12 protein-coding genes and 1 pseudogene are annotated in these 11,850 nt (G+C 60.1%); 7 read left to right on the top strand and 6 right to left on the bottom strand.

Annotation, left to right across the window (positions count from 1 at the left end; genetic code table 11):
• Positions 1-214: 214 nt before the first annotated feature.
• Positions 215-766 carry a nitronate monooxygenase gene (locus BQ8482_RS24135; RefSeq protein ID WP_123149865.1) on the bottom strand — a complete coding sequence of 184 codons (552 nt, stop codon included), beginning with the start codon at positions 764-766 and terminating at the stop codon, positions 215-217.
• The gene (locus tag BQ8482_RS24140; protein ID WP_123149866.1) at positions 763-2,439 is read right to left on the bottom strand and encodes an FG-GAP-like repeat-containing protein; all 1,677 of its coding nucleotides are present in this window, start codon (positions 2,437-2,439) and stop codon (positions 763-765) included. The genes BQ8482_RS24135 and BQ8482_RS24140 overlap by 4 nt, the downstream gene beginning before the upstream one ends.
• A gap of 296 nt (positions 2,440-2,735) precedes the next feature.
• On the opposite strand from BQ8482_RS24140, the gene BQ8482_RS38295 reads away from it, so the two are divergent.
• On the top strand, positions 2,736-2,897 hold the full coding sequence (locus BQ8482_RS38295; RefSeq protein ID WP_165848691.1) for a hypothetical protein: 162 nt from the start codon (positions 2,736-2,738) through the stop codon (positions 2,895-2,897).
• 320 nt (positions 2,898-3,217) lie between these two features.
• Here the strand turns inward: BQ8482_RS38295 and BQ8482_RS40375 are convergent.
• Positions 3,218-3,319 (bottom strand): annotated as a pseudogene (locus BQ8482_RS40375) (SOS response-associated peptidase); the annotation flags it as partial.
• A gap of 819 nt (positions 3,320-4,138) precedes the next feature.
• A complete protein-coding gene (locus tag BQ8482_RS24155) occupies positions 4,139-4,324 on the bottom strand; it encodes a hypothetical protein (RefSeq protein WP_123149867.1) in 186 nt (61 codons plus the stop codon).
• Between the two features lie 640 nt (positions 4,325-4,964).
• On the opposite strand from BQ8482_RS24155, the gene BQ8482_RS38300 reads away from it, so the two are divergent.
• The 4 genes from BQ8482_RS38300 (at position 4,965) to BQ8482_RS24170 (ending at position 8,088) form a co-directional block, all read left to right on the top strand.
• Entirely contained in the window at positions 4,965-5,117 is a 153-nt protein-coding gene (locus BQ8482_RS38300) for a hypothetical protein (RefSeq protein WP_165848692.1), read from the top strand.
• 35 nt (positions 5,118-5,152) lie between these two features.
• On the top strand, positions 5,153-5,347 hold the full coding sequence (locus BQ8482_RS24160) for a hypothetical protein (protein WP_123149911.1): 195 nt from the start codon (positions 5,153-5,155) through the stop codon (positions 5,345-5,347).
• Between the two features lie 131 nt (positions 5,348-5,478).
• Positions 5,479-6,939: an AMP nucleosidase gene (locus BQ8482_RS24165; protein ID WP_244602954.1), complete on the top strand. Its 1,461-nt coding sequence runs from the start codon at positions 5,479-5,481 to the stop codon at positions 6,937-6,939.
• 93 nt (positions 6,940-7,032) lie between these two features.
• Positions 7,033-8,088 carry an endonuclease/exonuclease/phosphatase family protein gene (locus BQ8482_RS24170; RefSeq protein WP_123149868.1) on the top strand — a complete coding sequence of 352 codons (1,056 nt, stop codon included), beginning with the start codon at positions 7,033-7,035 and terminating at the stop codon, positions 8,086-8,088.
• 4 nt (positions 8,089-8,092) lie between these two features.
• Here the strand turns inward: BQ8482_RS24170 and BQ8482_RS24175 are convergent, their stop codons facing one another.
• Complete coding sequence (locus BQ8482_RS24175) at positions 8,093-8,698, bottom strand: DUF922 domain-containing protein (protein ID WP_123149913.1); 606 nt, start codon at positions 8,696-8,698, stop codon at positions 8,093-8,095.
• 440 nt (positions 8,699-9,138) lie between these two features.
• A complete protein-coding gene (locus BQ8482_RS24180; protein WP_123149869.1) occupies positions 9,139-10,185 on the bottom strand; it encodes a LacI family DNA-binding transcriptional regulator in 1,047 nt (348 codons plus the stop codon).
• A gap of 191 nt (positions 10,186-10,376) precedes the next feature.
• Here BQ8482_RS24180 and BQ8482_RS24185 point away from each other — a divergent pair, with 191 nt between their 5' ends.
• Both BQ8482_RS24185 and BQ8482_RS24190 read left to right on the top strand, forming a co-directional pair.
• The gene (locus BQ8482_RS24185; RefSeq protein ID WP_133254826.1) at positions 10,377-10,706 is read left to right on the top strand and encodes a MoaF-related domain-containing protein; all 330 of its coding nucleotides are present in this window, start codon (positions 10,377-10,379) and stop codon (positions 10,704-10,706) included.
• 111 nt (positions 10,707-10,817) lie between these two features.
• On the top strand, positions 10,818-11,813 hold the full coding sequence (locus tag BQ8482_RS24190) for a catechol 2,3-dioxygenase (RefSeq protein ID WP_123149871.1): 996 nt from the start codon (positions 10,818-10,820) through the stop codon (positions 11,811-11,813).
• Positions 11,814-11,850: the final 37 nt, after the last annotated feature.

Consider the following 11,850-nt stretch of genomic DNA (forward strand, 5'->3'; position numbering starts at 1 on the left):
CGCGGCGTCCACGATGTGCCCGTTTAAGACCGCTTAGAGCCCAAAGGCGACCACCAAATTCTCAGCCTATAAGGTCCGCTACCATCGAAAGCGGTCCTACAAGCTCGCACCCAGTTCGAAATCGCGCGCGGCGCGCCGGACGAGATGGAAGTGGGAACTCATATGTTGTGATTTCTGCAATATAATCAGGTAGGTTCGAAGAGAAACTGAGCAGTCAATCGACGATACGTCGCGGGCCGTCCGCGAGCAGACGCTCGGCTTGTCCGACCATGTCCTCGATCACGCGCGCGGCCGACTCCACGCTCTGGATCACGCCGGCCGCTTCTCCCATGAGCACACCAGTGTTTTCGGCGTCGCCGGCGTGGAAAGCTTCCCAATAAAGCCTGCCCTGAGCAGTCAGCGTGGGCTCTTCAGCCAACTGATCTTCGCGGCCGTGCCAGGCGGCGACAAATCGATTGTTCAGCACGCGCGCGACGAATTCGCCTGTCGGCCAATGATAGTTGCGGGCGATATCCACGGTCGTGGTCTTGATCGTCCGATCGCCATCGGCGGCGACGACTGCCTCACGGAATCCGTGCGGCGCGCCAGATTCCGCAGTTGCAATGAACCGCGTGCCGATCAGCACGCCGTCGGCACCGAGCATCAGCGCCGCGGCAAGCGAGATTTGGATCCTTCTTCCCCGAACGCCTATGATCGCAGGAATTTCGGCCGCACTAAGAGAGCACGAAATCGCTGTTGATGAAGCCCCAGCGAGCGGGCGGGTCAGATGATAAAAAAGTCCAGATTGGTGAGAGCCAGTCCGGAATCGAGCGTCGCAAACTTGACCTGCGCTGCGGCGCCTGTGCCGTCCGAATCGTAGGAAAGATCGCCGGTCGCGATGTCGTAGGTGATGCGATCCGAAGCATCAGTGGCAGTGGCGCCAATTTGAAATGCGGTCGCGGCCAAGGTGCCAGTGCCTCCTAATGCCGTAAAGATGCTGTCGTCAAGATGCATCAGGTCGGCGACCGGATCAAAATCGCGGATGTCATCCACGTTTGTCGCCGCGTTCAAAATCGAACTGAAAACGAACGTGTCGTTGCCCCCGCCGCCAATCAGGACGTCATTCCCCTTGCCTCCGTCGAGCGTGTCATCGCCCGTGCCGCCATCGAGCGTGTCGTTGCCGTTACCGCCGTGGAGCGTATCGTTGCCCGATCCGCCATTGAGCGTGTCGTTGCCATTGCCGCCATCGAGGGTATCGTTGCCCGCACCGCCATTGAGCGTGTCGTGCCCATTGCCACCGAAAATTTGGTCGTGGCCGCCAGCGCCATCGATGGAATCGTTGCCATTCCGGCCCGATAGCGTGTCCGGACCTGCTGTGCCGGTATGTGTGTCATCCCCATTCGTGCCGACCCAGACTTCTCCGGCAATCGGCGGCGTCGTGTTCAGGAAAATCGATACGTCGTTATCGTCACCATTCGTAACGGCTACGTCTGCCATTCCGTCCCCGTTCAGGTCCCGGATCTCTACGGAGGTAGGCACGTTCCCAGTGGGGAATTTGATCTGAGGCTGAAATGTGCCGTCGCCGTTTCCGATCAGCACCGACATCGTATTCTCGGCGATATTGGCGGTTGCGAGATCCAAAACGCCGTCGTCGTCGAGGTCTCCGATATCAACAAAGAAAGGACCGATTCCCGCCGCGTATGAAGTCTGCGCCTGGAATGTGCCGTCGCCGTTGCCGAGCAGCACTGACACCGTAGCGGAAGCACCATTCGTCACGGCAAAATCCAGCTCATCGTCTCCGTTCAGGTCCGCGACAGCAACCCAAGTCGGAGCAGTCCCGGTCGTATATTGGGTCTGGGCCTGAAAGGTACCGTCGCCGTTGCCGAGCAGCACCGATACGCTGTCAGAAAGATTATTTGCCACCACGAGATCCAAATTGCCGTCCCCGCTCAGGTCCGCTGTTTGGATAGAAACAGGCTGGATTCCGGTTGCGTAGGTAGTCGGTGGCTGAAACGTACCGTCGCCGTTGCCCAGCAGCACGCCAGTCGTGTGCTCGCCGAAGTTTGCAGTCGCGAGGTCCAGTTTGCCGTCTCCATTCACATCCCCGACCGCAACCGAAGTCGGCCGAAACCCCGCCGCCCAGGTGGTCCTGGCTTGGAACGTGCCGTCGCCATTACCGAGCGAGACTGAGACAGTGCTGGAGTTACTGTTGGCGTTTACGAGGTCTAGATCCCCGTCCCCGTTCAAGTCGCCGACGACAACTTGATGAGACTCGCCGGTCACGACTGTCGTCTGAGGCTGGAATGTGCCGTCGCCGTTGCCGAGCAGAATCGAATTCGTGCTGAATGAATTGCCGTTCGCGACGGCGAGGTCGTCGCTGCCATCGCCGTTCAAATCCGCAATCGCAACCGAGATCGGCCCGGCTCCGGTCGCGTAGTCCGTTCTCGAAAAGCTTACCATGTCACCTCTCCTTTGCCATGCCGATGCCCTTGATCCAGGCTTCCTGGATGACGGCGACGAGCGCCCGCTCGGCGGTCTTGCGCCGCTCGAGGAAGCCGGAGAAGTGCATAGGTCGCGTCATCGATCAGTCCTCCTTACCCCGTCGATGGTATAGCTTGAAGCAAACTGAAGAATTCGATGGCGCGTGCCATTTCGAGGGGGCGCAGACGCAAAGAGAAACGCCGCCAGTATCAAGCGGAACTTTCGATGAGAGTCGATGAGACTTGGCTCGCATTTCAGCATCGATAGGAGGCATCATGCTTTACGGTGCAACGACCACTTCTTCAACTGCTGCGCCAAAGACTTCCTCGGCTAAAGACTTCCTCGAAGGAGGAAAACTGTCGGTGGAGTCCGCGACGGTCGTCAACTCCTTGACGCTAGAACCAAGTCGCGTGCGTTGGCAAGCCAATCAAAAGTAGTATCACAACGGAACTACGCCGTGCTCCTCCCCGACAGGCTCGACTTTGATTTCGAGGTAGGCACAATGCCCCAACGCGAAGGAGAAAGTCGATATTGCTCTTCCGAGCTGTGGGACTCTGCCCCATTCGGCTGCGCCAAGGCCTCCAATATGTACTAAAGCCGAACGTCTCTTTGCGGATCGGACACACGACTTTGTCCGTCGCAGCCGCAGAGGACTTGATAATCCGCAAAGCGGCTGTTCCGTGCGTACGCGTTGGATTTCCGATTTCCACCCCATTGCAGACGGTTCACTAAAGCCGTCTCCCTGGTCCCATCTTGGTTAGAATAAGGACCCCTGTGCGGGGGCTGCCGGAAACTTGATCTGCGTGGCGGGTTTCTCGACGATGACAAGGGCGTCGTCCGGTGCCGTGCGCTGTAGCCGCTCGAGTGGACCGTCAAGATTCTCGGTGGAGGTCGATACGCGCTCGCTGTAGCTCCCACACCACACGATTGCCGACTGCGCTAATCCCATACGCTAGAAACCCGAAAAGCCCCGCGTGCCAAAAAGATCTGAAAGCCATGAAGCCAAGGAATGCACCCACGGCGGCCGCTGCCAGCGTTTCGCGTAGGTCTTCTCGGTCCTGTCGCGTCATTTCATTCACCCGCACCGTTTGCCGAATTGCAAGACCAGGCTGTTTTCCAGCCGTCGTTTGCGCTTGCAGCAGTGAAGTTTTGCCCAGCCGACATGCAAGCGTCTCTGCTTAAATACTCGGTAGTGGTGATCGCGGCACCTGTTGGCGTCGAAATGGCGACTATCAGAATCCAGATCATGCGATCACCTAGTGGGAGGAGTAATGCGCGTAGACAGCTGCCAAATACGACAGTGCTATCATCATGTAGGCGATTTCGATTTGCGTCACCGGGTTGATTCCTCTTGCTTCGATGACTCAAACAATAGTGATTATGATTCTACTGGCGACTCCTGATTCACATACTTTTCCGTGATCACCCATCCACCTAGTGGGGAATAAGCATCTTGGCCTCCTTAGCGGCAGCCTCGAAGGCACTTCGGATTTCCTTGGGGTCGACCTCCTCACCCTCCAGGCTGCAAGGCAGAGGGCCGACGCACGGTGCCACTTGGGTCCCCTCTTGGGCCACTTAAGTAGCTGCTCGGATGCCCCTCGGACATTGTTGCAGGCATAGCTGACACCGACCAGCTCGGTCTTCACGAACACCGGAGGGGAAAACCAGAAGGTTGCCATCAGACTATTTGCCCTCGTGTGAGCTTGAGGCGCATGTCGATGCTCTCCAGGAGCGCCTGAAGATCGACCGCGTACTCCTTCGGCAGGCCGACCGCAGGGTGCCCGTCGTTGTCCGCAGGTTTCCTGGTGTGCTTGTCCCAGACTGACCAGGTGCCCTCGGGTTCCTTGACGAGATCGTAGCGCATAGGGGGTCGGACCTTTTTGGGAAAAATTAGTTTCCTCTTATACGTATACCCGAGACCCTGAGTTCCCCCCCCCCGTGCCCCCTCAGAACTGTCTGGAAATCATCCGATGCCTGCGACCTGGGCACGAATCTCAGGCACCGTTCGCAATGTGGCTTCAGCCCTCTGCGCAACCCAGCCCCACGGGCGGCGAGCAAAGCCTATACGCATGGCCCTGCGGAGGTCCCCAGAACCCTCTTATCGCACCTCAAATTGCCTCCCCATTCGTGCTGTCGAGCTATGCACTCATCACATTCCGTAAAATAAAAGCCAGATCTGGCACAAGCTCTGATCGTTTCCGCTGCCACAAATTGAAAACGGGGCCGCGAAGGCCCCTTTTTTGTTTGCGCCGTCTGTTTGGGACAACGGATCAATCGTGCGGGCCGCGCCTTCAGCGCCCTAATAACAATTTTACCCGCCCTTGTCGGCAGCAAGATTGGGTGTCGGTAGCAAGACTGCGGCGGCGCTCGTGGCCGGCGACGGCGCAGTGGCGGCGGGCACTCGACCCTCTGTCGATAAATTTGAACCGCAGATGAACGCCGGCATCAGAACCGGTTCAGTTGCATCAGGGCATTCTCATGCGTGTTGAAGGAGACACCACGCAATGTTCGCCCGCCGCTTCACCATCGTCTGCCTGCTGATGAGCCTGTTCGGCATGTCGTTCGCCATCCTCGTTGCCGAGGCCGGCCGCCCAGCCCGCTCCTGGGACCAGGCCAATTCCTGCCGGTTCGGTTGCCCGAGCCACCTTCGCCATTGACGCCGACAGAAACCCTTAGAGAGAAGCAACACACCATGAACCGCATCGTCGCCAACGCCCTCAAGACCCTTCGGCTTGTGCCGCGGGCGACGCTCATCCTGATGGTTCTTGCAGCGCCGGTTCTGGCCGTGCCCTCGATGCGCGCCGATGCCGGCTCGACGATCGAAGCGCCGGCGTTGAAGAAGACCGGCGTCGGCTTTGTGCTGTTGGTCAGCCTGCGGCGCGGCTAGGCGCAATCGGCCTTCATCGAGACTATCCAAAAACAAAAAACGACCCTTTGGCCCCTCCCAACCGCATGGCCAAGCCTCTATATTGGGTCATGGAAAAGCGAATCTATCCCCAAGCCATAGACGCAGTCGTGATGCCGGAGCCGTTTGGTCGGCAAAGCTTCAATGATGCAGGAAAGGCCGTCGCGGCCTTGCAGGTCCTCTACGATCGCAACACCAAATTCCTGCGCGATTCATTTACGGCGCTCGCCGCAGGCGGCGACAACAACAAGCGCTACCGGGCCTTCTATCCCGAGGTCGGCGTCACCACGACTTCATTCACCCAGATCGACTCGCGGCAGGCTTACGGCCACATGCCGACACCTGGGCATTTCTCGACCACCATAACCCAGCCTGCCCTTTTCGAACGCTATCTTACCGAACAGCTTGGCCTGATCATGCGCAATCACGGCGTTCCGGTCACGGTTTCGGAATCAACGACGCCCATCCCGTTGCATTTCGCCTTCCTGGAAGGCTCCCATGTCGACGGCGCGGCAGCCGAGCGCATCAGGCGGCCGATTCGTGACCTGTTCGACGTGCCGGACCTCGACGGCACCGACGACCAGATCGCCAACGGCACGTTCGAAGTGGCGTTAGGCGAAGCCAGGCCGCTGGCGGCGTTCACGGCGCAACGCATCGACTACTCGCTGCACCGGATGTCGCACTACACGGCGACCAGTCCGCAGCATTTCCAGAATTTCGTGCTGTTCACCAACTACCAGTTCTACATCGACGAATTCGTCGCCCGTGCGCACAAGCTGATGGCGAATGGCGGCGGCGGATATGTCGAATTCGTCGAGCCGGGAAACGTCGTCACCAAGGCTGGACAAAGCGCGCCTGGCGATGGCGTGGCGCCGCCGCGCCTGCCGCAGATGCCGGCCTATCATCTGAAGAAGCCGAACCATGGCGGCATCACCATGGTCAACATCGGCGTCGGACCCTCCAACGCCAAGACGATCACCGACCACATCGCGGTGCTCAGGCCGCATGCCTGGGTGATGCTCGGCCATTGCGCCGGGCTGCGTAACACCCAGGCGCTGGGCGACTATGTGCTGGCGCATGCCTATGTGCGGGAAGACCATGTTCTGGACGACGATCTTCCGGTCTGGGTGCCGATCCCGCCGCTGGCCGAAATCCAGGTTGCGCTGCAGGAGGCGGTCGCCGAAGTCACCGGCCTTTCCGGCTACGACCTCAAGCGCATCATGCGCACCGGCACCGTCGCCACCATCGACAACCGCAACTGGGAGTTGCGCGACCAGCGGGGGCCGGTGCAGCGGCTGTCGCAGTCACGGGCGATCGCGCTCGACATGGAATCGGCGACGATCGCAGCCAATGGCTTCCGTTTCCGCGTGCCCTATGGCACCCTGCTTTGCGTCTCGGACAAGCCCCTGCATGGCGAATTGAAGCTGCCCGGCATGGCGACCGAGTTCTACAAGCGACAAGTGGCACAGCACTTGACCATCGGCATCAGGGCGATGGAAAAGCTGGCCGAGATGCCGATGGAACGGTTGCATTCGCGCAAGCTCAGAAGCTTTTCGGAGACGGCGTTCCAGTAGCACCGATCGGCTTGCATCGACCGGACCTTGGTAACCGCGGCAGGGCATTTCGTAATCTTGATTTGGCTGCATTTCTGCCGATAAACAAAGTAGATGGCACGCGTTCGAAACATGATGGCGTCGGCAGCATTCGTAGCAATGCTCGTCTTCTCGGTCGCGCTGGTGGCCGGGTTTTTCGGAACGCTGCATCCGGCCTTCGATTCCTTCGCTCATTTCCGCGCTCATCTTGCTGTGCTGATGGCGCTTTGCGCGCTGCCGCCGCTCGCGACCTCGTTTCGCCTGGAGGCGGCCACAGCACTGCTCTTTGCGGTGGCTGCCTTTGCCACCACCTCGAACGCCCTGTCGGTGCCCCGCCTGTGGCCGGTCCAGGCAGCCGACGAAGCCGAGGCCGGCGATCAGGCGGTCCCCGGTGACCAGGCGGTCTACCGCCTGCTGCAGATGAATCTGCGGTTCAACAATCCAACGCCTGAAAAAGTCCTGTCGCTGATCGGCCGGACCCAGCCTGATGTGATCACCCTCGATGAGGTATCCGACATGTGGAAGGCGAAGCTCGGCCTTCTCGCCAGTGCCTATCCTTACCGGATCCTCTGCCCCTACCCCAATGGCGTTTTCGGCGTTGCGCTGCTGTCCAGACGGCCGTTTGCCGCCGGCACGCAACCGCGCTGCGATGGCCGCGGTGCGATGGCCATCGCGACGGTCGATTTCGGCGGAACCGACGTCGACGTCGCCGCCATGCACCTCACCTGGCCATGGCCGCGCAACCAGTCACTGCAGATCGGCGGATTGTCGGGGGAACTCGCCTCGCTTGGCGAGACATCGATCATGGCATGCGACTGCAATGCAGTGGCGTGGAGCGCCGCCGTCCGGCGCGTCGCAGGTCTTGGCAAGCTGACCGTGGCGCCTTCGCCGGGACCGACCTGGCTCTATATCGAGCTGCCGGAATTCCTGCGCTTCGCCGGACTGCCGATCGACTTGGTTTTCAGCAAGGGCGCGGTTCTCATCCACTCGGTGTCGAGGCTGGAAGGCACAGGCTCCGACCATCTTCCGCTGATGGTGGAATTCTCGCTCAGGCCGGAACAGAAAAAGCCAGTCGACGAACATGAAACCGCGACAGCATCCGTGACACAGAACGGCAAGACGCGAAGCTGAGCGCCTACTGCTTGCGCAACAGGGCACCGATGAGGCGTTCGACATGGCCGCCGGCGCGATGCTCGCGCGCGTCGAAAGCGTTCTGTTTCGCCTCGTATTCGGCATAGACAGCCTTGATCCGGCGCCTCGCCTCGCGATGCGTCTTGCTGCAAACCCAGTTGTCGGCGAGTTCCAGTCCGGTGATCGATTTCTCGGTCGCCCGCATCATTGTCCTGGCGATGCGGCCGTGGTTATGCTCGTGGGCACGAACGCCCGCGAAAAACCGCTTCCAGCGCTTCTGAAGCGCCGGCGTCGCGGCTGAGATCATGCGCGGTAAGGTGTAGGTGAGATCGAGTGTCCCATTGGCCTGCCGCAGACGGCAGACACCACCCTCCCTGGTGATCTCAAGGTCCCAATTTACCGTATAGGCGGCCAGCGCGATGGCGTGTGTCATGAAGCCGTGCCGCTTCGGACCTTTCCGGTCCATGGCCTCGATCAGGGCGGCGCCCGTGGTTCCTGATATGTCGTAGGTTCGGGTCTTGACCAGCACCTTCGTGTCAGCCGATGCCGACGGTGCGAAGCCGCACAAGCCACCAATAGCCACAAGGCACGTCAAAACCGCCAGGCGCATGGTCATTTCTCCGGGTCAGGAGGGAAGGGAACCACAAGCGCCGCGCCGCTTCAACTTCTTTTAGACGCCGCAAATATAACGGGCTTTCCCCGGCTTTCATTTGGTCGACGGTTCCGGTGGACTTCACACGCTGACGTTGTGCTCCATTGATCCACGCATGACAGCGACGCATTCGATCGCACATTGAACTGGCCGGAACGTCTCTCGATCCAGAAGCGGACTTCCTGCGCTTCCGGGGTTCTCGTACCCGAACATACGCTCTCGGAAACCGCCATGTCGGCGCGGCCTGGCTTGAATCTCAACACACCCCGAGTTCCCGATGGTCCGCTGGCTGGCGCAAACGCGGCGTCTCTTAAGCGCCTGCGGCACGGAAAGGGGGCGACGCGTCATGCGTTCGGCAGGGCGGCGTGCTGCGCCAATCGCGATCCTTGCGGATTTCCTCAACGCGGCGGACCCGTCGATCCGCGGACCGCCAGTTCAACCGACATGATGATCTGCCTCGGCTGGCCGTTTTCAAACACCATCTGGGCAGCAAGGCGACCCTTCCCGACGATGTCATGCGTGACAGTGGTGAGTGGGGGCGTGGTGCGTGCCGATTCCGCGGTGCCATCGAAGCCCACAACCGACACGTGCTCGGGTATGTTTATGCCGCGACGAACCGCTTCGTCGAGCACGGTGATTGCCTGCCAGTCCGACATGGTCAGGATTGCCGTTGCTTCTGGAAATCGATCGAACACGACAGCTCCGGCCGAAGGCTCCCCAGGGGTGGTTTCGATGATCGGAAAATCATCGATCGACAGATTGACCTCCGCCAAGCCTTGGGCGAAGCCATCAAGCCTTTCATAGTCGAGCTGAAAGCCCGCGGTAATCTTGCCCTTGCCCGGCATGTGGACAATCGGTGGTCCGGATGTGCGCCGGATGGAGAGGATCACAAAATGCCGGTGCCCGAGAGCAGCCAAGTGCCCGACAGCCATCAGCGCTCCGCTCCTGCCGTCGATCCGGATCGAATTGATATCCGGGCCGGCATCGCTTTCGAGGATGACGAATGGCAAGCGCCGGCGCTGCGCCGAGGTGATCAGGTCGATGTCTACGCTATGGCCCAAAATGAAGCCGTCAACCAACGCCTCCCGGATGGTGGAGGTGCGCGTTTCTTCCGTACCGTTGACTAGGCTCAGCGTCGCCCCGGCCTCGTCGCACGCAAGCGAAACGCCAAGCACAAGTTCTCGTCCATATGGGCTTCTGATCACGTCGGCAATGGCATAGGCGCCCGGCGGCATAAATCCGATGGCGTTGAATTTGCCATTACGCAGTACCCGCCCCCTAGGGTCGGGACCATCATAACCAAGCTGGCGCGCCGCAGCTTCGACGCGCTCGCGCACGTCGGACCGAACCAGGTCCGGGTGATTGAAGACATTGGAGACAGTGCCGCGGGAGACCCCGGCAACTCTCCCGACATCCGCGAGGGTCGGCGTTTTGGAATGGTTCACCCCTTCAATTAAACACTTTTTTGGAGCGCTCCAAGTTTATTCTTGACTCGTCATCATAATAGGCAGACCCTGCATTGGAGCGCTCCAATTAGCAGAAATAGCAGATTTGTAAGCATTCTGTGCCAGCGAAGGCTCGTGTGCCCAACTCTGGGCGTGTGAGCGCTAGATCATCACATCAAAGGAGGAATAGGATGGCTGCTACCAGTGGTGGGGCGACATCGCTCGTCGGGAAGACTTTCGACTGTGCATTCGGCCCGTTCGTGCCGCGGCTGACGGTTCTGTCGCCGACAGAATTGCATGTACGGGCGACGCTCGGCGCTACTCAGATCGACGAGGTCGTGAAGAGCGATCTGACAGGCGTCCGCCCTGATCTGTTCATCATGAGCTGGACGGAGCAGAGCGGTAACTTCGTCGTGCAGGTTCAGGATCACGAGAACAAAGTCGTTCATAATTATGCGCGGCTGGCCGACGGGCAATTGTTCTGTGCGCAGGGGATCATTCAGCCGGTACCGGCGGCCTGACAGGGTATCACACCGCGCCGCGCGAACTACGCGAACTGTTGTGCGGCCACTTGACGAATACAGGAGTACATTTCCCTCAATATAGACCCGTTCACCTTCAGGAGTGTCGTTATGAACACCCTTTCCGAACCAATCTTCGATGTCGCCCAGCTCGCGCATGTCGAATTGCTGACGCCCGATCTCGATGGGACATTACGCTTCTTCATGGACCTCATGGGTATGCAAGAGACCGAGCGGCGCGGCAAGTCGGTCTATCTGCGCGGCTATGAGGAGCAGTACCACCACTCGCTGAAGGTGACCGAGGCACAGCACGCCGGACTGGGGCACGTTGCTTGGCGAACGCGCAGCCCGCAGGCGCTGGAGCGCCGAGTCGCAGCGGTAGAGGCGATCGGCCTCGGGCGAGGGTGGATCGACGGTGACGCCGGCCATGGACGCGCCTTCAGATTCGCAACGCCCGAGGGGCACCCGATGGAGCTGCTGTGGGACGTCGACTATGTCAGCATACCGCCCGGGCAGGCTACGAAATTGCTTAATCGCCCGCAGAGACGCCCGCTCAACGGCATTCCGGTTCGCCGCATCGACCACCTGAACCTGATGGCCGCCAACACCGGCGCCTGCCGCGATTTCATGGTTGACGTGCTAGGCTTTCGCGAGCGCGAGCGGGTCGTTGGTGACAACGGGTCGGCGATCGCGAGCTGGCTCAGCGTGACCAACCTTTCGCACGATATTGCAATCGTCCCGGAGCCGACGGAGATGCGTGGACGCTTCCACCACGTCTGTTTCCACTACATTTCGGTGCAGCATCTCTTCGATCTGGCGGAGCTGGCAAGGGAAGCCGGCATTTCGATAGAGCACGGGCCGGGCCGGCACGGCATCGGCGGGGCGACGTTCCTGTACATGCTGGAACCAGGGGGCAATCGCATCGAGGTGATGGGCGATCCCGGCTACATGATCTTCGATCCGGCCTGGAAAACCGTGGTGTGGGAGGCGTCCAAGATCGCCGATGCCGTGGTCTGGAGCGGCTCTCCGGTTCCGGATTCCTTCTGGGTCTATGGAACGCCGGTGCCGCGGCCGGTGGAGGGTACGACCATCGCCGCCGTGGCGTAGATTCGGTATTTGCGCGAAGACCAGAACGGCAATTTTC

The organism is Mesorhizobium delmotii, from assembly GCF_900149755.1.
In the GTDB taxonomy this organism is placed as follows: Bacteria; Pseudomonadota; Alphaproteobacteria; order Rhizobiales; family Rhizobiaceae; genus Mesorhizobium; species Mesorhizobium delmotii.

Bases quoted from the DNA above. Each gene is read 5' to 3' on its own strand.
- BQ8482_RS24140 (WP_123149866.1), bottom strand. From the start codon at position 2,439: ATGGTAAGCTTTTCGAGAACGGACTACGCGACCGGAGCCGGGCCGATC.
- BQ8482_RS38295 (WP_165848691.1), top strand. From the start codon at position 2,736: ATGCTTTACGGTGCAACGACCACTTCTTCAACTGCTGCGCCAAAGACT.
- BQ8482_RS24155 (WP_123149867.1), bottom strand. From the start codon at position 4,324: ATGCGCTACGATCTCGTCAAGGAACCCGAGGGCACCTGGTCAGTCTGG.
- BQ8482_RS38300 (WP_165848692.1), top strand. From the start codon at position 4,965: ATGTTCGCCCGCCGCTTCACCATCGTCTGCCTGCTGATGAGCCTGTTC.
- BQ8482_RS24160 (WP_123149911.1), top strand. From the start codon at position 5,153: ATGAACCGCATCGTCGCCAACGCCCTCAAGACCCTTCGGCTTGTGCCG.
- BQ8482_RS24165 (WP_244602954.1), top strand. From the start codon at position 5,479: ATGCCGGAGCCGTTTGGTCGGCAAAGCTTCAATGATGCAGGAAAGGCC.
- BQ8482_RS24170 (WP_123149868.1), top strand. From the start codon at position 7,033: ATGGCACGCGTTCGAAACATGATGGCGTCGGCAGCATTCGTAGCAATG.
- BQ8482_RS24175 (WP_123149913.1), bottom strand. From the start codon at position 8,698: ATGCGCCTGGCGGTTTTGACGTGCCTTGTGGCTATTGGTGGCTTGTGC.
- BQ8482_RS24185 (WP_133254826.1), top strand. From the start codon at position 10,377: ATGGCTGCTACCAGTGGTGGGGCGACATCGCTCGTCGGGAAGACTTTC.
- BQ8482_RS24190 (WP_123149871.1), top strand. From the start codon at position 10,818: ATGAACACCCTTTCCGAACCAATCTTCGATGTCGCCCAGCTCGCGCAT.